Raw genomic sequence first — 19,328 nt, 5'->3', positions numbered from 1 at the left:
AGGCTGGCGCACGTGATCGACGTCAAGGACCTCATCGAGCAGCCCGAGAAGTACCGCGTCTCCCAGGAGGCGCGCGGGGAGGACGCGTCCCTCGTGGACCGCGTGGTCGAGGCGGACGCGGCCCGCCGCTCGTCCATCGCGGGCTTCGAGCAGCTGCGCGCGGAGCAGAAGGCCTTCGGCAAGCGCGTCGCCCAGGCGAAGGGCGAGGAGAAGCAGGCCCTGCTGGCCGAGGTGAAGGACCTGGCCGCGCGCGTGAAGGAGGCCGAGTCGGCCGCCGGCGCGGCCGAGGCCCGCCTCGCGGAGCTGCAGCGCGCCTTCCCGAACCTGATCGTCGACGGCGTCCCGGCCGGCGGCGAGGACGACTTCGTGGTCCTCAAGGAGGTCGGCACCCCGCGCGACTTCGCCGCCGAGGGCTTCGAGCCGCGCGACCACCTCGAGCTCGGCGAGCTGCTCGGGGCGATCGACATGGAGCGCGGCGCGAAGGTGTCCGGCGCCCGGTTCAGCTTCCTCAAGGGCGTGGGCGCGCGTCTCGAGCTCGCCCTGATGCAGCTGGGCCTGGACCTGGCCCTGGAGAACGGCTTCGTGCCGGTCATCCCGCCCACCCTGGTGCGCCCGGAGACCATGCAGGGCACCGGCTTCGACGTCGAGCACGACGACGAGATCTACCGTCTGGAGCGCGACGACCTGTATCTCGTGGGCACCTCCGAGGTGGCCCTGGCCGGCTACCACGCGGACGAGATCATGGACGTGAGCGCCCCCGTCCGGTACGCGGGCTGGTCCACGTGCTACCGGCGTGAGGCGGGCTCGGCGGGCAAGGACACCCGCGGCATCATCCGCGTGCACCAGTTCAACAAGCTGGAGATGTTCATCTACGCCGCACAGGAGGACGCGGAGGCGGAGCACGAGCGCCTGCTGGCGTGGGAGGAGCGGATGCTGGGCGCCATCGAGGTGCCGTACCGCGTGATCGACATCGCCGCCGGCGACCTCGGCCTCTCCGCCGCCCGCAAGTTCGACTGCGAGGCCTGGGTCCCCACGCAGGGCACCTATCGCGAGCTGACGTCCACCTCGAACTGCACCACGTTCCAGGCCCGCCGTCTCAACATCCGCGAGCGGGTCCGCACGGAGGACGGTTCCAAGGGCGGCACCCGCATGGTGGCCACGCTCAACGGCACCCTGGCCACCACCCGCTGGATCGTGGCGATCCTGGAGAACCACCAGAACGCGGACGGCTCGGTCACCGTGCCCGCCGCGCTGCGCCCCTACCTCGGCGGGATGGAGCGCTTCGAGCTGGTCTGAACGGACGACGTCGTCCCCCGCGGCGCCGGTCGCCTCGCCCGCCCGCCCCGCGGCGCCCCTGCGGCGCCCCTGCGGCGCCCCTGCGGTTCACCCGCGCGTCGCCGTCGTGTCCGGGCCGTGTGGTTGGGTGGAGGTCATGACGAAGAAGCTCGTGTGCCTGGACGTGGACGGAACGATCGTGGACCATGACGGCCATCTGCATGAGCCCGTGCGCGCGGCCGTGCGGGCCGTGCTGGACGCCGGGCACCACGTGGTCATCGCGACGGGCCGCTCCCGCGCGGCCACCCTGCCCGTGGCCCGCTCCCTGGGGATCGGCGCCGGCTTCATGGTGTGCTCCAACGGCGGCGTCACGCTGCGCCTGGACCCCGAGCTGGAGGAGGGCTACGAGGTCACGGACCTGCGCACCTTCGACCCGCGCTCGGTCCTGACCCAGCTGCGCCACCGCCTGCCCAGCGCCAAGTACGCGCTCGAGCTGCCGGACGGCACCTTCCGCTCCACCGAGCGGTTCCAGGACATGTCCTTCGGCGTGGCCGCGGAGGGCGTCACGTTCGAGGAGCTCATGGACACCACGGCCGTGCGCCTCGTGGTGTTCTCCACGGACTCCTCCGCCGAGGAGTTCGGTCGCGCGGTGGAGGGCATCGGCCTGTCCGGCGTGACCTACTCCGTGGGCTGGACGGCGTGGCTCGACGTCGCCGCGGCGGGCGTGACCAAGGCCTCCGGGCTCGAGGCGCTGCGCACCGTGCTGAAGGTGGCCCCCGAGGACACCGTGGCCGTGGGCGACGGCCGCAACGACATCGAGATGCTGCGCTGGGCCGGCCGCGGCGTGGCCATGGGCCAGGCCGTGGAGGAGGTCGTGGCCGCCGCGGACGAGGTCACCGGGCACGTGGACGAGCACGGGCTCGCCACGGTGCTGCGCTCGCTCCTCGAGGAGCCGGCCGCGGCCTGAGCGGCGCGACCGGCCCGGGCCGCCGGGTCAGCCCCCCGCCAGCGTGAGCAGCCGCGCGGCGGCGGGGCGGCAGGCGTGCTCCTCGTTCCAGTAGGAGCGCTGCACCGCCTGCGAGACGGCCTGCGCCGTGATCCCGAGCGCGGCGGCCGCCGGCTTCTGCTGGCCGCGCACGCCGGGCACCAGCAGGTCCAGCACCGCCCACTCGGCGTCGGTCCGGGACCACACGAGCTGCCCGACGAGTCGCAGCACGGCCTCGGCCTCGGCGGCCGCCTCCTCGTCGCGGCCGCGCACGGCCAACGGGATCCGCGCGGTGGACACGGCCGCCGCCTCCACGGCCCGCCGCGCCGCCGCGAGACCGGGCCCGCCGGCGTCGTGCAGGTCCCCGGAGGCGGGCACGCCCGCCGCACCGTCCGCGTGCGTCACCGTCCCGACGCCGACCCCCACGTTCCAGCGGCGCTGCCGCAGGGCGCGCAGCGCCACGTCCACGGCGACGCGCGGGTCCTCGACGGCGCCGATCAGCTCGTCGCCCACGGCGCGCTGGAACGGGAGCGCGACGGCGTCGCCCAGCCCCGGCACGTCCTGGAGGGCGCGCAGGAACGTGTCCACGCGGTCGCCGGCGTCGAGGGTGTCCCGCTGGTTGATGGTGAGCACGAACATGGTCGTCGATTCTGCCAGCCCGCAGACGACGCCGGCCGCCCACCCCGAGGGGTGAGCGGCCGGCGTCGCGCGCGTGGGCGGTGCGGGGATCAGCGGCCCTGGGGCTCGTCCGTCGCCTCGCCCTCCTCGGTGGCCGGCTGCGCCTCCTCGGTGTCCACCGCGCGGCCCTGGGGCTCGTCGGTCGGGGACTCCTCGCCCTCGGCGTTGAAGCGCTGGATGGAGGCCTCGAGCTCGGCCTCGGCCGCCGCGCGGCCCTCCCAGCCCTCGGCCTTGACCCACTTGCCCGGCTCCAGGTCCTTGTAGCGGGTGAAGAAGTGCTCGATCTCCTGCTTGAGCGACTCCTCCACGTGCTCGAGCTCGGTGATGTGGTCGTAGCGCTTGTCCGCCGGGACGCACAGCAGCTTGGCGTCGCCGCCGCCGTCGTCGGTCATGTTGAACACGCCGATCGGGCGGGCCTCGACGACGCAGCCCGGCACCAGGTCGAAGCCCGGCAGGTACACGAGGGCGTCCAGCGGGTCGCCGTCCTCGCCGAGGGTGTTCTCGAAGTAGCCGTAGTGCGTGGGGTACTGCATGGAGGTGAAGAGCACGCGGTCCAGGCGCAGGCGGCCGGTCTCGTGGTCGAACTCGTACTTCACGCGGGAGCCCGCGGGGATCTCGATGGTGACGTCGTGCGCCATGACTCTCCTTCGCACAGAGGGTGGGGTGTCCGGGCGGCGCGGCGCCGACCGGCGGTGCTGCCGTCAGCCTACCGGGGGCGTCCGTCATGATGGACGCATGGGACAGGTGGACACGGGGCGCGCTGGGCGTCGGGATCGACGCACGGAACGCCCCCGGAGCCGCCCGCTCCCCGCCGTCCTCCTGGCCGCGCTCGCGGCCGTCCTGGTCGCCTGCGGGCCCGTGACCGCACCGACGGCCCCGTCGAGCGCGCCCGCCTCGTCGACGACCGCCGCGCCGACGTCGTCGTCCCCGTCCGCCGGCCCCACCGCGGCCGAGGTGGCGGCCGCCGTCGAGCCGGGGCTGGCGACGTCTCCGGGCACGGTCTCCGCCGAGTTCCGCGACCTGGCCACCGGCGAGGTGCTGTACGCGCGGGACGCGGACGAGCCCGTGGCCCCCGCGTCCTCGCTCAAGGTGCTCGCCGCCGCGGCCATCGTCTCCGCACTGGGTCCTGAGACGACCCTGCAGACCACCGTGGTGGCCCAGCCCACCGCGGACGGCGCGGCCACCGAGCTGGTGCTCGTGGGCGGCGGCGACGTGCTGCTGGGCACGGGCGCCTCGGACTCGAAGGCCGTCTCCGGCCGCGCGGGCCTGCGCACCCTCGCGGAGCGGACCGTGGCCGGGCTGGTCGAGGACGGCGTCACCGGGCAGGTGGTGGTCAGCACGGACCTGCGGCTCTTCGCGGACCGCACGGCCCTGAACCCGCGCTGGACGTCGGACATCCCGGAGAGCGGCAACATCGCGCCGGTGCAGCCGTTGGCCACCTACGGCGGCCGTGAGGCCCCTGGCACCGGGGAGGACCGCATCGAGGCCCCGGCGCAGTTCGCCGCGCTCACCTTCCAGGCCGCGCTCGACGACGCGGCGGCCGCCTCCGGCGCCGACCTCGAGGTGGGTCTGCGGGACACGATTCCGGCCACCGAGGTGCCGCGCGCCACGGTCCTCGCCGCCGCCCCCGTCGCGGCGGTGGAGTCCGCGCCCGTGGGGGAGCAGGTCGCGTACCTGCTGGCCCACTCGGAGAACCAGGTGGTCGAGGCCCTGGCCCACACGGCCGCGCCCGCCGCCGACCTGTCCGCCACCCACGAGGGCGCCACGCAGCTGCTGACGGCCACCGCCGAGGACCTCGGCGTGGACACCGCCGGGATGGCGCTCGTGGACTCCTCGGGCCTCTCCCCGGACAACCGGGTCAGCGCGGGCCAGCTGGCCGGCGTCGTCGCCGGGGTGGCCCGCACACCCGCCCTGGGCACCGTGCTGGAGGGCCTGCCGCGGCCCGGCGAGGACTCCACCCTCGGCGATCGGTTCCCGGATGCCCCCGCGCGGCAGGCCGTGGCCGCGAAGACCGGCACGCTCGACCAGACGGTCTCCCTCACCGGCACCGTCACCACGACGTCCGGGCGGGTCCTCGCGTTCAGCATCATCTGCTCGGATCTGCAGTGGAAGCTGGAGCCCGCGCGCGCGGCGGTCGACGAGGCCGTCAGCGCCGTCGCCGGGCTCTGATCCGAGGTCCGGGGCCTGTGATCTGATGGAGCCCATGAGCGACGACCACGCGACCGACCGCCCCCGCGCCGCCGCGGACGCCGAGCCGGGCGCCCCCGCCGAGCCGGGCCCCGCCGTCGCCCACCCGGTGGACTGGGCCTTCGCAGCACGGACCGCACGGTCCCTCGCCGCCGCCGGGCCCCGGTTCACGCCGCGGGAGGCGACGCGCGAGGCGGAGGGCCTGCGCGCCGCCGCGGAGGCCGCCGTGCCGCACGTCCACCGCCTGACCGGGCTCGAGGCGGCACGGGACCTGCGCGACTCGCAGGTGCTCGTGGTGGACCGCCCCACCTGGTCGCGCGCCGCCACCCAGTCCTTCGCCACCCTGCTGGACCCCACGTTCGCGCATCTGCGGGACACCCGGCCCCGCGAGCACGCCGCCGCCACCACCCGCGTCACCCGGCACGCCACCGCCCTGGAGATGGGCGGGATCCTCGCCTGGATGTCCGGGAGGATCCTCGGCCAGTACGACCCGTTCATCGCGCTGCCCGGCCCCGGGGGGACGGCGGGCGGCCCCGCCGGCGGACGCCTGCTGCTCGTGGCCCCGAACGTCGCGCAGGTGCGCGCGGAGATCAACGTGGACCCGGCGGACTTCCGCCTCTGGGTGTGCCTGCACGAGCAGACCCACCGCGTGCAGTTCGCGGCCGCGCCCTGGCTGCGCGAGCACCTGCGGGCCGAGATCACGGCGCTCACCGTCGGCCTGTTCGACAAGGCCGAGTCCCTGCCCGAGCGCCTGCGCACCGCGCTCGCGGCGGCGAACCCGCTGGGTCGGGAGGCCGACGCCGGCCGGACTGGGGCGCGGGACGGACACGACGCGCAGGACGTGGCCCCGGCCCGACCCACGCCGGGCCTGCTCGGTGCGATCCAGGACGAGGAGGACCGGGAGCGCCTGTCCCGGCTGACGGCCGTGATGTCCCTGCTCGAGGGGCACGCGAACGTGGTGATGGACGGTGTCGACTCCTCCGTCGTGTCCTCCGTCAAGACCATCCGCCGCCGCTTCGACGAGCGCGGCGACCGCCGCTCGCCCCTGGACCGCATGCTCCGCCGCCTGCTGGGCATGGACGCCAAGATGGCCCAGTATCGCGACGGTCAGAGGTTCGTGGCCGCCGCCGTGGCCGAGCTCGGCATGGCCGGGTTCAACGTGGTCTGGGACGCCCCCGAGCTGCTGCCGAGCGAGGCCGAGCTCCACGCCCCCGAGACGTGGGGGGCGCGCATCCGTGCCCAGGCCTGAGGCGCGGGACCCGGGGCCGACGCCGGCGGGCGGGGTCGGCGGCCTGCCCGCGGTCGGCGCATGGCCGCCGCGCACCCGCTGGCCCGAGCCCCTGCACCGGGCCGTCGCGGCGGTGCGGGAGGCCCTGGCGGGCGACGGGCCCCGTCGCGCGGATGTCGTGCCGGGCCGGGCGGGGAGTCGTCCCCGCGGCCTCGTCGCCCTCTCCGGTGGCGCCGACTCCCTCGCGCTCGCCGTGGCCTGCGCCGTCCTCGTGGGCACCCGGGAGGGTGCGCGGCTCGGCCCGATCGGCGCGGCCGTGGTGGACCACGGGCTGCAGTCGGGCAGCGACGCGGTGGCGGCGGCCGCCGCCGACGTCGCCCGCATCCTCGGTCTGACCCCGGTCACCGTCACGCGGGTCGAGGTGGCCCGCACCGGCGACGGCCCCGAGGCCGACGCCCGGCGTGCCCGCCGGGTGGCCCTCGCCGCCGCCGCCCGGGAGGCGGGGCAGGGGGGCGCCGCCCCGGGGGCGGGCACCGCCGTCGTCCTCACCGCCCACACCGCCGACGATCAGGCCGAACAGGTCCTCCTCGGGCTCGCCCGCGGGTCCGGCACGCGGTCCCTCGCGGGGATCCCGGCGCGCGGGACGCTGCCGGGCGGGGCCGCCGTCGCCCGCCCGCTGCTGGGCCTGACCCGCGCGGACACCGAGACGATCTGCCGCTGGGCCGGGCTGACCTGGTTCGAGGACCCGCACAACCGCGATCCCGCGCTGCTGCGTTCGCGGGTCCGCACCCGCGTGCTGCCCGCGCTCGAGGACCCCGACGCCGGCCTCGGCCCCGGCGTGCGGGCCGGGCTGGTGCGCACCGCGGCCATCGCGGCCGAGGACGCCGCGGCCCTCGAGGCATGGGCCGGCGCCGAGGTCACCCGGCTGCGCGTCGACCCGCCCGCCCGGGACCCGCGCGTCGTCTCCCTGGATCTGGACGCCCTGGCCGCGCTGCCCGCCGCCGTGCGCCACCGCGTGATCGCGCGCGCCGCCCGCGCCGCGGGAGGGCAGGCCCCGCCCCGCGAACGGATCCTCGCGGTGGACGCCCTCGTGACGGGCGCCCGCGCGGGGGGCACGTCGGCCGGTCCGGTGGAGCTGCCCGGCGGGGTGGCCGCGCATCGGGCGTGTGCCAGACTGGACCTCATCCCCTGCCTGCCCGGTCCCTGACTGCGGCCCGGCCCGGCATTCCCGCACGAGCACTCACCAGGAGCGGCGCATGGACGCACAGGATGTCCAGAACGACCTCAGCCACGTCCTCATGTCCCGCGAGGACGTGCAGGACACGATCACGGACCTGGCCCGCCAGATCGACCGCGACTACGCGGACAAGGACCTGCTCATCGTCGCCGTGCTCAAGGGCGCCGTGATGGTGGTCGCCGACCTCACCCGCGCCCTGCACTCCCACGTGGAGCTGGACTTCATGGCGGTCTCCTCCTACGGCTCCGGCACCAAGTCCTCCGGCGTGGTGCGCATCCTCAAGGACCTCGACGCGGACCTCACGGGCCGGCACGTCCTGATCGTCGAGGACATCATCGACTCCGGCCTGACCCTGTCCTGGCTCAAGGCCAACCTGGAGTCCCGCGGCCCGGCCTCGGTCGAGATCTGCACCCTGCTGCGCAAGCCGGAGGCCATGAAGGTGGACATCGACGTGAAGTACGTCGGGCGGGACATCCCCAACGAGTTCGTGGTGGGCTACGGCCTGGACTACGCGGAGAAGTACCGCAACCTGGACTTCGTGGGCACCCTCGCCCCGCACGTGTACAGCTGACCGGGGGCCCGGCCCGGCGTGGCCGCCGCAGCAGCGACCTGTCACGTGAGCGGTCGCTCTGAGGTGCCATTCACGCCCCATTCCGACTCCTTGCGTGACAGGTCGCCGGCGTCCCCGAGGTGACGGCGCACCTCCACGATCACGCGCGTGAATCCGCGGCGAGCGTCGGAGGAGGACACGGTGATGTTCCGGTAGCCCCGTCGCTCGAAGGCCGCGTTGCGCTGCACGTCGCGGTCGATCTGGCGATCCGCGCCGTGGTGGCCGCCGTCGTAGTGCAGGGCCACTCTCGCCTGCCGATAGCCCAGGTCCGCCGTCGCGGGGTGGTGCAGGGAGAACTCCGGGTCCCAGACCTCGAGCTGCAGTGCGGGCTCGGGGAGCCCGGCGGCCCTCAGCGCGAGCCGCAGCCGCGTCTCCTTCGGCGAGTGCGCCCCCACCCGGACCAGTGTGGCGGTGGTGCGGAGCCGTCGTCGTCGGTTGTGCGCGGACGGGCTCGCTTCGGCCGCCTGGGCCAGGGCCGCCCGGGTCCGCTCGGCGGCGTCCGGGCCGCCGGACAGCTGCGCCCGGCGGACGAGATGGTCGCCGAGGATGACGAGCTCGTCGTCGTCGAGCAGGGCCGAGAGGTCGACCCAGAGACGGGGCGGGGCGGTGACGTACCAGGCCAGGCCGCCGATCCGCACGCGCTCCACGTCCGCGGGCGGGAGCGCTGTTCGGTGGGAGGTGACGCCGGGGAGGGAGAGCTGGCCACGGTCTCGCGGGCGGCTCACGTGGACGTCGTCCCCCGCGTCCAGTCGCTCCGGCAGCCAGACCTCCCGGGCGCGGGCCGCGGTCTGGTGCGACACCACCGTGGTGGCGCGGTGCCGGGCGAGTCGCAGCAGGAGCTCGTGTTGGGTGGCCGAGAGCGGGGTGCTCCACCGGTAGGGGGAGGAGCCGGCCACGGGGCGTTCGACGGCGGCCGGGGTGGCCTCACGCCGGCGGTAGAGGCCCCGGGCGAGGCGTTCGACGTCGGAGCGACGCAGCCGGTTGCGGTCGATGCCGGCGGCCCTCGCCTGCGCGGCGGTGAAGGGGCCGTGAAGCAAGGCCGCGGGAAGCGGGGCGGGGTGACGCATGGTGCCAGCCTGGCGCGGTAAAGCGGGCGGCGTCCTGAGCCGCCGCCGGCCTGGGGAGGAATGCGGGTGCACGGGGGTCTGTGCAGGAGGGGACACAGGGGCGCGACCGCAGCGCCGGCGACCTGTCACGCGAGCGGTCGCTCCGAGGCGCCATCCACGCGCCATTCCGACCTCTCGCATTCCCGGTGGGCGTCAAGACGGCGCTGGCCGACGTCGCCGCCGGCCGACCGCCCGCGCCCTGTCCACCTGACGCGAACAGTCAGCGGACACCCGGGCCGGGCCGGTACCGTGGGGGCTTGACCCGGGCGCGACGTCGGCCCTGCGCCGGCCCCGGCCGCACGGCGGCCGCCCCGGGCAGCCCGGCCCCCGCGGCAGACCAGGAGACACTCGGACCGTGAAGAAGCTGTTCAACAAGCCCTACGTCTGGATCCTGCTGGGCCTGCTGGTCCTCGCCGTCGCGATCCCGCTGACCACGTCACAGAGCGGCCGCACCATGGTGGACACCAACGTGGGCATGGCCCTGCTGAAGGACGACAAGGCCGCGCAGGCCCGCGTGGTGGACGGGGACCAGCGCGTGGACCTCACCCTGCGTGAGCCCTACAAGCAGGACGACCGGGACCTCGGCAAGGAGGTCTACTTCTACTTCGCCAGCGCGCGCGCCACGGACGTGGTCACCGCGGTGGACGACTCGGCCCTGGACGGCTACACGGACGAGCCGGTGCGGAGCAACTGGTTCCTCTCGCTGCTCGGCTTCATGGTCCCGTTCCTGCTCATCGCACTGCTGTTCTGGTTCCTGATGTCCCGCATGCAGGGCGGCGGCGGCAAGGTCATGCAGTTCGGCAAGTCCCGCGCCAAGCTGATCAACAAGGACAACCCGGACGTGCTGTTCAAGGACGTCGCGGGCGCGGACGAGGCCGTGGAGGAGCTCCAGGAGATCAAGGAGTTCCTCACCGTGCCGGACCGCTTCCGCGCGGTGGGCGCCAAGATCCCCAAGGGCGTGCTGCTCTACGGCCCGCCCGGCACGGGCAAGACCCTCCTGGCCAAGGCCGTGGCCGGTGAGGCCGGCGTGCCGTTCTACTCGATCTCCGGCTCGGACTTCGTGGAGATGTTCGTGGGCGTCGGCGCCTCGCGCGTGCGCGACCTCTTCGAGCAGGCCAAGTCCAACGCCCCCGCCATCATCTTCGTGGACGAGATCGACGCCGTCGGCCGGCACCGCGGCGCAGGCATCGGCGGCGGCAACGACGAGCGCGAGCAGACCCTGAACCAGATGCTCGTGGAGATGGACGGCTTCGACGCCTCCACGAACGTCATCATGATCGCCGCGACCAACCGCCCGGACGTCCTGGACCCGGCGCTGCTGCGCCCGGGCCGCTTCGACCGCCAGATCCCCGTGGACGCCCCGGACCTCGAGGGCCGTGCCAGGATCCTCGAGGTGCACGCGCAGGGCAAGCCGATCGCCCTGGACGTGGACCTGCGCTCCCTGGCCAAGCGCACCCCCGGCTACACGGGTGCGGACCTGGCCAACGTGATCAACGAGGCCGCGCTGCTCACGGCGCGCTCGAACAACAACGTGATCGACAATCACGCCCTGGACGAGGCCGTGGACCGCGTGATGGCCGGCCCGCAGAAGCGCAGCCGCCTGATGAACGAGCACGAGCGCAAGGTCACCGCCTACCACGAGGGCGGCCACGCGCTCGTCGCGGCCGGGCTGCGCAACTCCGCCCCGGTCACCAAGATCACGATCCTGCCCCGCGGCCGCGCCCTGGGCTACACGATGGTGGTCCCGGAGGACGACAAGTACTCCGTCACTCGCAACGAGCTCCTGGACCAGCTCGCGTACGCCATGGGCGGGCGCGTGGCGGAGGAGATCGTGTTCAAGGACCCGTCCACGGGCGCCGCGAACGACATCCAGAAGGCCACGGACACGGCCCGCAAGATGGTCACCGAGTACGGCATGTCCGCCAAGGTGGGCGCCGTCAAGCTCGGCGGCGGCAGCTCCGAGCCCTTCGTGGGCGGTGCCCCCGGCGGCTCCTCCCGCGAGTACTCCGAGGAGCTCGCGTACCTGGTGGACGCCGAGGTCCGCACCCTGCTGGACCAGGCCCACGCCGAGGCCCACTGGGTGCTCACGGAGAACCGGGACGTCCTGGACCGGCTGGCCTACGAGCTGCTCGAGAAGGAGACGCTCACCCAGGAGGCCATCGCCGCCATCTTCGCGGACGTGCGCAAGCGGCCCGAGCGCGGCGTGTGGCTGGCCTCGGACGACCGGCTCCCGCAGGACATCCCGCCCGTCCTCTCCCCCTCCGAGCGCCGCTCGCGCCACGACGGCGGGGAGCAGACCCCCGTCGGCGTCGAGGGCACCACGGTGCCGGTGCGTCCGGAGGGTGCGCCGCCGTCGTCGCTGGGCGGGGACGCGACCGGCCCCGGCCTGCCGCCGCACGGCGGTCCGAGCAACACGCCGGGCCCCGGCGAGGGACCGACCTTTTGACCGCGCAGGAGACCCGCATGACAGCCCACACCCCCGACGACGCCGTCCCCGGCACGTTCGACCCGGACTCGACCGCGGTCGACCGGCCGCGCATCGAGGCGGCGGTGCGGGAGATCCTGCTGGCGATCGGTGAGGACCCGGACCGCGAGGGCCTGGCGGACACCCCGGCGCGAGTGGCCAAGGCGTACGCGGAGTTCTTCGCGGGCCTGCACCAGAGCCCGGACCAGGTGCTCGGCACCACGTTCGACATCGCGCACGAGGAGCTCGTGCTCGTGAAGGACATCCCGTTCTACTCGACGTGCGAGCACCACCTGGTGCCGTTCCACGGCACCGCGCACATCGGTTACATCCCCTCCGCCGAGGGCCGCGTGACGGGGCTGTCCAAGCTGGCCCGCCTCGTGGAGCTGTACGCGCGGCGTCCGCAGGTCCAGGAGCGGCTGACCACGCAGGTGGTGGAGGCGCTCATGGAGCACCTGGCCCCGCGCGGGGCGATCGTGGTGGTGGAGGCCGAGCACATGTGCATGTCCATGCGCGGCGTGCGCAAGCCGGGCGCGAAGACCGTCACCTCGGCGGTGCGCGGCCAGCTGCGGGATCCGTCCACGCGCTCCGAGGCGATGAGCCTCATCATGCACGGCTGAGGACCACCGACGGCGGAGGAGGACACGTGGACGAGAGCATCGACGCGGCGGCGCGGGAGGCGAACCGCGCCCTGCTGGGGCGGCTGCCCGCGGGCCGGACCCTGGTCATGGGCATCCTCAACGTCACCCCTGACTCGTTCTCGGACGGCGGGGAGCACGCCACCGTCCGCGCGGCCGTCGAGCACGCCCGGCGCATGGTCGCGGACGGCGCGGACATCGTGGACGTGGGCGGGGAGTCCACCCGCCCCGGGGCCCGCGCCGTGCCGCCGGCCGAGGAGCAGGAGCGCATCCTGCCCGTGATCGAGGCGCTGCTGGCCGAGGACGTCGTCCTCTCCGTGGACACGCGCCACACCGCCACCGCCCGGGCCACCCTGGCGCTGGGGCCGGTGATCGTCAACGACGTCTCCGGCCTCGCCCACGAGCCGGATATGCCGGCGCTGATCGCCGCGTCGGGCGCGCCGTACATCCTCATGCACAACCGCGGGAACCCGCAGACCATGGACGGGCTGGCCGTCTACGAGGACACCGTCCCGGACGTCGTGTGCGAGCTGCGGGACGTGGCCGGCCGCTTCCTCGCCGCGGGCGTCGAGCCCGCGCAGCTGATCGTCGACCCGGGCCTGGGCTTCGCGAAGGCCGGCGAGCAGAACTGGGAGCTGCTGCGCGGCCTCGAGTGGCTCCGCGCCATGGGCCACCCGGTGCTCGTCGCCGCCTCGCGCAAGCGGTTCCTGGGCACGCTGCTGGCGGACGACGACGGCACCCCGGCCCCGCCCGCCGCGCGCGACGCCGCCACCGCGGCCATCTCCGCCCTCGCCGCCGCCCAGGGCGCGTGGGGCGTGCGCGTGCACGACGTGCGCGCCAGCGCCGACGCCGTCCGCGCCGCCGCCGCCTGGGTCGGGGCGCACGCCCCGGGTGAGCCCGTCTCCGAGGACGTGCTGCCGTGAGCGCCCGGGACCGCATCCGCCTGGCCGGGCTGTCCGCCGTCGGGCACCACGGGGTCTTCGACCACGAGCGCCGGGACGGGCAGCCGTTCGTCACGGACGTCGTCCTCCACCTCGACGCCGGCCCCGCCGCGGCCGGCGACGACCTCGCCCGCACCGCCAACTACGCCGAGGTCGCGGACACGGTGGTCCGCCTGGTCACCGGGGAGCCGGTGGACCTGATCGAGACCCTCGCCGACCGGATCGCCCGCGCCGTCCTCGCCGAGCAGCCCGTGGTGACCGCCGTCGAGGTCACCGTGCACAAGCCGCAGGCGCCCATCCCGCACGACTTCGCGGACGCCGCCGTCACCGTGCACCGCACCCGGGAGGACCTCGCGTGAGCACCGTCGACTGGTCGCACCCGGCCGAGGGCCCCGCGCCCATCCCCGAGCTGGGCGCCCGCCCGGACGCGCCCGTCGCGGCCGTGCTGGCCCTCGGCGCCAACCTGCGCGAGCCCGCGCAGACGCTCGACGCCGCCGTCGCCGCCCTGTCCGCGCTGCCGCACATCACGGACGTCCGGGCCTCGCCCCGGGCCGTCACCACACCCGTGGGCGGGCCGCCGGGCCAGCCCGACTACCTCAACCAGGTGGTCACGCTGCGCACGGACCTCGCGCCGTGGGAGCTGCTCGCGGTGGCGCACCGGCTCGAGCAGGACCACCATCGGCGGCGTGAGGTCCGCTGGGGCGCGCGCACCCTGGACGTGGACGTGATCGCCTACGGGGACGTGCGCAGCGACCACCCGGACCTCACCCTGCCGCACCCCCGCGCGGCCGAGCGGGCCTTCGTGCTGCTGCCGTGGCTGTGGCTCGACGCGGACGCCATGCTCGCCGGCACGCCCGTCGCCGACCTCGCCGCCGTCGCCGCGGACGCCCCCGGGGTGCGCCGCCAGGAGCCCGAGCGGCACCGGCTGCTGGCCGGCACCGACGACGTCGCCCCGCTCCGCCCCGCTCGCCCGGACGCCCTCGGGAGGGAGGCCACGTGATCGCGCTGCGCTCCGGGTGGACCCTGCTCGTGGTGCTGGTGGCCGCCGTGCTCGGCTGGCTGGCCGGGCTCGCCGCGCCGTCCCTGGGCTGGCCGGCGCCCGTGGTGGGCCGCGGCGGCCTGATCACCGTGGCCGCGGTCTCCGTGCTGTGCCTCGCGCTGGGCTGGCGCGTGCGCCGCGACCGGGAGAAGCCCGCCGCCGCGCGGATGGACCCGCTCGCCGCGGCCCGCACCCTCGTGCTCGGCCAGGCCTCCGGCTTCGCGGGAGCGGCCCTCGGCGGGTGGCACGCCGGGGTGGCGGTGCAGGTGCTGCTGCGGGCCGGCGTGGAGGCACCGACCGTGCGGGAGGCCGCCCTGCAGGCCGTCGGCGGTCTCGTCCTGCTGGTGGTGGGGCTGATCGTCGAACGGTGGTGCCGGATCCCGCCTGAGGAGGATGCGCCCGAGGGCGGTCGTGGGCAGGATGGGTCCCCGGGCCGACCGGCCCGTCCCGAGACGGAAGGAGGGTATGCCCGTGCCCGGCATTGACCTGAGCGGCGTGGCCTTCACGCCGGCCTCGCCGCGGCTGGCGACGGTGAAGCTCATCGCCACGACCATCGGCCACCTGATCTGGCTCGCCGCGTTCTCCGTGCCGCTGATCCTCAAGCTCACCGGCCCGTGGGCGGGGATGGCCGCGTGGGTCGCGTGGGGGCTGCCGGCCGTCGTCGTCGTGTCCTGGATCGTGGACCTGATCCTGATCCCGCGGCGCGTGCGCGCGATGGGCTGGGCCGAGCGCGAGGACGACGTCCTGTGGCGCGAGGGCATCCTGTTCCGCAGCGTGCATGCGGTGCCGTACGGCCGCCTGCAGTACGTGGACGTGTCGGACGGTCCGCTGCTGCGCCGGGTCGGGCTGCAGACCCTCACCCTGAAGACCGCCGCCGCGGGCGGGGACGTCACCCTGGAGGGCGTGCCCCGCGAGAGGGCCGAGGAGCTGCGCGAGGTCCTCATGGCGCGCGGCCAGGCGCGGCTGGCGGGCCTGTGAGCGCGGCCGCCCCGCCCCCCGCCGACGACGCCGGCTGGGTCCGCGTCCACCCCGCCTCGCCCTGGGTGCGGGGCTGGACCTTCCTGCTGCTGATCCTGTTCTTCGCGGGCCGCAACGCGGTGGAGGACTTCGCGGCGGGCCGGCTCAGCGGGGAGGACGCCCCGGGCGGCGGCGACGGCAGCCTGCTCGTGGCCGGCGGCATCCTGCTGGGGGTCACCCTGCTGATCAGCCTCGTGTTCTTCTTCTCCTGGTGGTTCACCCGGTTCCGCTGCGGGGAGGACCGGATCGAGCTGCGCCAGGGCTGGCTCTTCCGCAGCCGCCGGCAGATGCGCTACGACCGCATCCAGGCGGTGGACCTGCAGCACCCCCTCGTGGCTCGGCTGCTCGGGCTGGCCACAGTGAAGGTCGAAGCGGCCGACGGCGGCGAGTCCGCGCTCGAGCTGTCCTTCCTGCGCCGCGCCGAGGCCGAAGCGGTGCGCCGGGAGATCCTGGACCGCGCGTCGGGGATGCTCGGGGGAGCCGGGGCGGACGCGTCCGCGCCGGAGCGCGCGGCCGAGCCCGGCCTCCCCGACGCCGACGCCGCGGACGCCGGCGAACTCATGCTGCAGGTGCCCGCGGGGCGGCTCCTCGGCTCCGTCCTGCTCTCCGGAGGCGTGCTGGGGGTGCTGGCCGGGTCCCTGATCTGGCTGGGCGGCCTCGCCCTCGTGGTCGCGCTGCTGCCCGAGGCGGTGCTGGACGATGGGGAGACCCTGACCGGGATCGGCGCGGCCGCGGCCCTGCCCGCCCTGTTCTCCGTGGCCGGCGTCGCGTGGTCCCGGCTGAACGCCGGCTGGGGTTTCCAGGTGCGCCGCTCCACCGACGGGCTGCGACTGCGGCACGGGCTCACCGAGACCACCCACCAGGCCGTCCCGCCGGGGCGGGTGCAGGGGGTGACCGTCTCCCAGCCCCTGTTCTGGCGGCCCTTCGGCTGGTATCGGGTGAACATGGCGGTGGCCGGGTACCTGCAGGAGTCCGACGGCGCCCGGGACGTCGCGCTGCCCGTCGGCCCGTGGGAGGACGTGCTCCGCGTCCTCACGGTCGTGGCCCCGGACCCGGGCCTGGAGGATGATCCGCGCGCCGCGCAGGGGCTGACCCCCGCCGGGCTCATGCACCTGGGCGTGCACGGCACCGGCACGGAGGGCGGCTTCCAGCACGTGCCGCGGCGCGGCAGGTGGTGGTTCAACTGGTTCGCCTGGCGGCGGACCGGCTTCACGACGACGCGGTCCCTGCTGGTGGTGCGCAGCGGCTGGTTGAACCGCCGGCTGCAGACCCTCCAGCACGAGCGCATGCAGGCGGCCGAGCTGGCGCAGGGCCCGGTGCAGCGACGCCTGGGTCTGGCCACGGTGCGCGTGTGGGTCGCGGGGGCGAACGCCGTGGTCCGCGACCTCGACGAGGACGTGGCCGTGGACCTGTACGCCCGGGAGGCCCGGCACGCCGCCGTCTCGCGTCGCCTCACCGACCGCGACCAGTGGATGCGCCCCGAGGAGCTGGCCCGCTTCGAGCAGCGCACGCGCGAGGTCGCGGCCACCGAGGTGGGCCGCCGCGAACTGGCCCGGGCCGGCGTCGGCGGCGGCGCCGTCGTCGGGGAGGAGAGCGGGGCAGACGTCCCCGCCGTGCGCGGCGAGGAGGAGCGATGACCGGCGGACTCGACCTGAGCCTGGACCCGCATGACCCGGCGCAGCGGCCCGGGCGGCTGGGCGTCGGCGTGGTGAGCGCGGGTCGTGTGGGGGCCGTGCTGGGCTCGGCGCTGCGGGCTGCGGGCCACACGATCACGGGCGTGCACGCCGTCTCCGAGGCCTCGCGGGACCGCGCGGAGATGCTCCTGCCGGGCGTGCCCGTCCTGGAGATCCCCGAGATCCTGCGCCGCTCCGAGATGGTCGTCTTCGCCGTCCCGGACGACGCGCTGGGCGAGCTCGTGGCCGGCCTGGCCGCCGCGGGCCACGTGCAGACCGGCCACCTGCTCGTGCACACCTCCGGCCGCTACGGGGTGGGGGTGATGGAGCCGGTGCGCGCGCACGGGGCGATCCCCCTGGCGATCCACCCGGCCATGACGTTCACGGGGCTGAGCCTCGACGTCGCCCGGCTGCAGGACTGCGTGTTCGGCGTGACCGCGGACCCCGTGGTGCTGCCCGTGGCCCAGGCGCTCGTGGTGGAGATGGGCGGCGAGCCCGTGGTCGTGAAGGAGGCCGACCGGGCGGCCTACCACCTGGCGCTGTCCCACGGGTCGAACCACCTGGTGACGCTGACGGCGCAGGCCCGTCAGATCCTCGAGACGATCGGGGTGGCCGACCCGGAGCGGGTGCTGCGCTCGCTCATGACCGCCGCGCTGGAGAACGCGCTCACCGACGGCGACGGCGCCCTCACCGGCCCCGTGGCCCGCGGCGACGTCGACACGCTGCGGACCCACCGTGAGACCCTCGGCGAGCTCGAGGCCGGGGGACTGTCGGCGGACGTGCGGGCCGTGTGGGAGACCCTCGCCCGCGCGACGACCGACCGCGCCGAGACCCGCGGCGCCCTGCGCGCGGACACGGCGGCGCGGCTGCGAGAGGTCCTCGACGACTCCGACGACCCCCACGACGACTGATCGACCCCCGCCGCCACCCCGCTTTCGTTCGGGAAACGGCGGGTCCCAGACCGTTTTCGTTCGAGAAACGGCCGCTTCCGGCGGCGTTCGCGTGGCGGGGACGGGACCCCGGGACCGCGCCCCGGCCGTCAGAGGCGCCCGTCGCGGATCGCGGCGACGACGCCGTCTGCCGCGTCCTCGATCTGCCGGTACATCTCCTCGAACTGCGGCCGCGGATACCCGTACGGATCGGGGACCTCGCGCACCCCGGCGCTGTCCGCATCCGACGCGAACTCGCCCATCAGGTGGATCCGGTCCCGCTGCTCGTCCGTGGTCGCGAGCCGCCGCGCGTCGGCGAGGTTGGCCTCGTCCATCACCAGGATCAGGTCGGCCTCGTCCACGAGGTCGGCGGACAGCTGCACCCCCACCGTCGGGAACTCGTACCCCAGTTCCCCGCCGACCTCGCGGGTGAGGTGATGCGGCCGGGCGCCCACGTGCTCGTCGGACGTGCCGGCGGAGGTGACCTCGACGTCGTGGAGACCGGCCTCCGCGAGCTTGCGGTTCAGCACGGCCTCGGCGGCGGGCGAGCGGCAGATGTTCCCCAGGCAGACGGTCATGATGCGCATGGGGACAGTGTCTCAAGTCCGGGCGAGGGCGGCGGACGACGACGGCCCGCACGCTCGGCTCGTCGCCGGCGGGGCGGCATCGGGTGCGTCCACGAGTGGTCCCTCTGGAGGGTCGGAGGCCTCCGGCGGTGTGTCCCCCCGGTTCCTCGCCGTTTCTCGAACGAAAGCGCTGCGACACGCCGCCGTTTCGCGAACGAAAGCGCGGCCGCCACCGTCCGTTCCGGCGACGACGGCGCCCGACGCGCCTGGCAGGATGGAGGCCATGACCGACCAGCCCGAGATGAGCCCCCTGACCGAGCCCGAGCGGGAGTGGGTGCGCGTCCGTCGCGACTTCGCCGCGCAGGAGGGCGTGGACCACCTGGACCTGGACGCGGTCGCCGCGTACTACGACGCCGTGCTGGCCCGCTCGCAGGCGGAGGCCGACGAGCTGGACCCCGAGGAGCTGGCGGTGCTGCTGGACGTCGTCGCGGTGCTGCTCGGCGAGCACCTGGGTGCGCGCCACGGCATGCAGTGGGTGACGGTCGCGGATGAGGAGGGGCCCGCCCTCGCGCTGCGGGACACCCTCTCGGACGCCGTCGTCTTCCCGCAGCCGGTGGTCGGCCAGAGCTGGAACCATCAGGCCACGGGGGAGTGGATGGGCGAGTACGTCGACTGGCTCGGCGAGCAGCTCCAGCAGATCCGGGCCGACGCCGGCACGCGGCCCGGCGCCTGAGGCGCGGCGGGCACCGGGGCGG

Annotated in this window: 20 protein-coding genes; 16 read left to right on the top strand and 4 right to left on the bottom strand. The window is 75.1% G+C overall.

From position 1 onward, the window contains the following. The first annotated feature begins 12 nt into the window (after positions 1-12). Both serS and MF605_RS08080 read left to right on the top strand, forming a co-directional pair. Complete coding sequence (gene serS, locus MF605_RS08085) at positions 13-1,296, top strand: serine--tRNA ligase (protein WP_036380800.1); 1,284 nt, start codon at positions 13-15, stop codon at positions 1,294-1,296. Between the two features lie 136 nt (positions 1,297-1,432). Beyond that, a complete protein-coding gene (locus MF605_RS08080) occupies positions 1,433-2,242 on the top strand; it encodes an HAD family hydrolase (protein WP_044659867.1) in 810 nt (269 codons plus the stop codon). Positions 2,243-2,269: 27 nt separating this feature from the next. On the opposite strand, the gene MF605_RS08075 is transcribed toward MF605_RS08080, so the two are convergent. Beyond that, on the bottom strand, positions 2,270-2,899 hold the full coding sequence (locus tag MF605_RS08075) for a hypothetical protein (protein WP_049160667.1): 630 nt from the start codon (positions 2,897-2,899) through the stop codon (positions 2,270-2,272). 89 nt (positions 2,900-2,988) lie between these two features. Further along, entirely contained in the window at positions 2,989-3,576 is a 588-nt protein-coding gene (locus tag MF605_RS08070; protein ID WP_069941985.1) for an inorganic diphosphatase, read from the bottom strand. Between the two features lie 220 nt (positions 3,577-3,796). On the opposite strand from MF605_RS08070, the gene dacB reads away from it, so the two are divergent. The 4 genes from dacB to hpt are packed head-to-tail and all read left to right on the top strand — an operon-like array spanning position 3,797 to position 8,161. Continuing rightward, positions 3,797-5,107, top strand: a complete 1,311-nt coding sequence (gene dacB, locus MF605_RS08065) for a D-alanyl-D-alanine carboxypeptidase/D-alanyl-D-alanine endopeptidase (protein WP_231866281.1) — start codon at positions 3,797-3,799, stop codon at positions 5,105-5,107. Between the two features lie 34 nt (positions 5,108-5,141). Then, the gene (locus MF605_RS08060; protein ID WP_134417075.1) at positions 5,142-6,374 is read left to right on the top strand and encodes an Rv3626c family coenzyme F420 biosynthesis-associated protein; all 1,233 of its coding nucleotides are present in this window, start codon (positions 5,142-5,144) and stop codon (positions 6,372-6,374) included. Further along, a complete protein-coding gene (gene tilS / locus MF605_RS08055) occupies positions 6,361-7,560 on the top strand; it encodes a tRNA lysidine(34) synthetase TilS (RefSeq protein ID WP_134417076.1) in 1,200 nt (399 codons plus the stop codon). The genes MF605_RS08060 and tilS overlap by 14 nt, the downstream gene beginning before the upstream one ends. Positions 7,561-7,609: 49 nt before the next feature. Beyond that, positions 7,610-8,161 (top strand): hypoxanthine phosphoribosyltransferase, encoded by a 552-nt coding sequence (hpt, locus tag MF605_RS08050; RefSeq protein WP_020625288.1) that lies wholly within the window; start codon positions 7,610-7,612, stop codon positions 8,159-8,161. Positions 8,162-8,202: 41 nt separating this feature from the next. On the opposite strand, the gene MF605_RS08045 is transcribed toward hpt, so the two are convergent. Beyond that, positions 8,203-9,267 carry a type IV toxin-antitoxin system AbiEi family antitoxin domain-containing protein gene (locus tag MF605_RS08045; protein ID WP_134417077.1) on the bottom strand — a complete coding sequence of 355 codons (1,065 nt, stop codon included), beginning with the start codon at positions 9,265-9,267 and terminating at the stop codon, positions 8,203-8,205. Between the two features lie 394 nt (positions 9,268-9,661). Here MF605_RS08045 and ftsH point away from each other — a divergent pair, with 394 nt between their 5' ends. Genes ftsH through MF605_RS08000 form a run of 9 tightly spaced genes read left to right on the top strand, consistent with a single transcriptional unit; the run spans position 9,662 to position 17,989 of the window. After that, the gene (ftsH, locus tag MF605_RS08040) at positions 9,662-11,752 is read left to right on the top strand and encodes an ATP-dependent zinc metalloprotease FtsH (protein WP_134417078.1); all 2,091 of its coding nucleotides are present in this window, start codon (positions 9,662-9,664) and stop codon (positions 11,750-11,752) included. 17 nt (positions 11,753-11,769) lie between these two features. Continuing rightward, positions 11,770-12,390 carry a GTP cyclohydrolase I FolE gene (gene folE, locus MF605_RS08035; protein ID WP_020625291.1) on the top strand — a complete coding sequence of 207 codons (621 nt, stop codon included), beginning with the start codon at positions 11,770-11,772 and terminating at the stop codon, positions 12,388-12,390. 26 nt (positions 12,391-12,416) lie between these two features. Next, positions 12,417-13,331: a dihydropteroate synthase gene (gene folP, locus MF605_RS08030; RefSeq protein ID WP_134417079.1), complete on the top strand. Its 915-nt coding sequence runs from the start codon at positions 12,417-12,419 to the stop codon at positions 13,329-13,331. Continuing rightward, positions 13,328-13,708 carry a dihydroneopterin aldolase gene (gene folB, locus MF605_RS08025; protein WP_044659875.1) on the top strand — a complete coding sequence of 127 codons (381 nt, stop codon included), beginning with the start codon at positions 13,328-13,330 and terminating at the stop codon, positions 13,706-13,708. The genes folP and folB overlap by 4 nt, the downstream gene beginning before the upstream one ends. Next, positions 13,705-14,349 (top strand): 2-amino-4-hydroxy-6-hydroxymethyldihydropteridine diphosphokinase, encoded by a 645-nt coding sequence (folK, locus tag MF605_RS08020; protein WP_134417080.1) that lies wholly within the window; start codon positions 13,705-13,707, stop codon positions 14,347-14,349. The genes folB and folK overlap by 4 nt, the downstream gene beginning before the upstream one ends. Continuing rightward, positions 14,346-14,873, top strand: coding sequence for a DUF3180 domain-containing protein (locus MF605_RS08015; protein ID WP_020625295.1), 528 nt, complete (start codon positions 14,346-14,348; stop codon positions 14,871-14,873). The genes folK and MF605_RS08015 overlap by 4 nt, the downstream gene beginning before the upstream one ends. After that, the gene (locus MF605_RS08010; RefSeq protein WP_020625296.1) at positions 14,854-15,366 is read left to right on the top strand and encodes a PH domain-containing protein; all 513 of its coding nucleotides are present in this window, start codon (positions 14,854-14,856) and stop codon (positions 15,364-15,366) included. Before MF605_RS08015 ends, MF605_RS08010 begins: the two co-directional genes overlap by 20 nt. Continuing rightward, a complete protein-coding gene (locus MF605_RS08005) occupies positions 15,363-17,042 on the top strand; it encodes a PH domain-containing protein (protein WP_044659877.1) in 1,680 nt (559 codons plus the stop codon). The genes MF605_RS08010 and MF605_RS08005 overlap by 4 nt, the downstream gene beginning before the upstream one ends. Beyond that, the gene (locus MF605_RS08000) at positions 17,039-17,989 is read left to right on the top strand and encodes a Rossmann-like and DUF2520 domain-containing protein (protein ID WP_020625298.1); all 951 of its coding nucleotides are present in this window, start codon (positions 17,039-17,041) and stop codon (positions 17,987-17,989) included. The genes MF605_RS08005 and MF605_RS08000 overlap by 4 nt, the downstream gene beginning before the upstream one ends. A 128-nt stretch (positions 17,990-18,117) precedes the next feature. Here the strand turns inward: MF605_RS08000 and MF605_RS07995 are convergent, their stop codons facing one another. Further along, positions 18,118-18,594, bottom strand: a complete 477-nt coding sequence (locus MF605_RS07995; protein ID WP_078025978.1) for a low molecular weight protein-tyrosine-phosphatase — start codon at positions 18,592-18,594, stop codon at positions 18,118-18,120. Positions 18,595-18,856: 262 nt separating this feature from the next. On the opposite strand from MF605_RS07995, the gene MF605_RS07990 reads away from it, so the two are divergent. Next, positions 18,857-19,306: a DUF3806 domain-containing protein gene (locus MF605_RS07990; RefSeq protein ID WP_134417081.1), complete on the top strand. Its 450-nt coding sequence runs from the start codon at positions 18,857-18,859 to the stop codon at positions 19,304-19,306. The last annotated feature ends 22 nt before the right edge of the window (positions 19,307-19,328 follow it).

Source organism: Micrococcus luteus (assembly GCF_022664405.1).
GTDB lineage: Bacteria > Actinomycetota > Actinomycetes > Actinomycetales > Micrococcaceae > Micrococcus > Micrococcus luteus.
This window is presented reverse-complemented; position numbering and strand designations above follow the sequence as displayed.

Excerpts from the sequence above, each read along its gene's own strand:
- MF605_RS08060 (WP_134417075.1), top strand. The coding sequence starts at position 5,142 with ATGAGCGACGACCACGCGACCGACCGCCCCCGCGCCGCCGCGGACGCC.
- hpt (WP_020625288.1), top strand. The coding sequence starts at position 7,610 with ATGGACGCACAGGATGTCCAGAACGACCTCAGCCACGTCCTCATGTCC.
- MF605_RS08010 (WP_020625296.1), top strand. The coding sequence starts at position 14,854 with ATGCCCGTGCCCGGCATTGACCTGAGCGGCGTGGCCTTCACGCCGGCC.
- MF605_RS08045 (WP_134417077.1), bottom strand. The coding sequence starts at position 9,267 with ATGCGTCACCCCGCCCCGCTTCCCGCGGCCTTGCTTCACGGCCCCTTC.
- MF605_RS08000 (WP_020625298.1), top strand. The coding sequence starts at position 17,039 with ATGACCGGCGGACTCGACCTGAGCCTGGACCCGCATGACCCGGCGCAG.
- MF605_RS08075 (WP_049160667.1), bottom strand. The coding sequence starts at position 2,899 with ATGTTCGTGCTCACCATCAACCAGCGGGACACCCTCGACGCCGGCGAC.
- folE (WP_020625291.1), top strand. The coding sequence starts at position 11,770 with ATGACAGCCCACACCCCCGACGACGCCGTCCCCGGCACGTTCGACCCG.
- MF605_RS07990 (WP_134417081.1), top strand. The coding sequence starts at position 18,857 with ATGACCGACCAGCCCGAGATGAGCCCCCTGACCGAGCCCGAGCGGGAG.
- MF605_RS08080 (WP_044659867.1), top strand. The coding sequence starts at position 1,433 with ATGACGAAGAAGCTCGTGTGCCTGGACGTGGACGGAACGATCGTGGAC.
- MF605_RS08070 (WP_069941985.1), bottom strand. The coding sequence starts at position 3,576 with ATGGCGCACGACGTCACCATCGAGATCCCCGCGGGCTCCCGCGTGAAG.
- MF605_RS07995 (WP_078025978.1), bottom strand. The coding sequence starts at position 18,594 with ATGCGCATCATGACCGTCTGCCTGGGGAACATCTGCCGCTCGCCCGCC.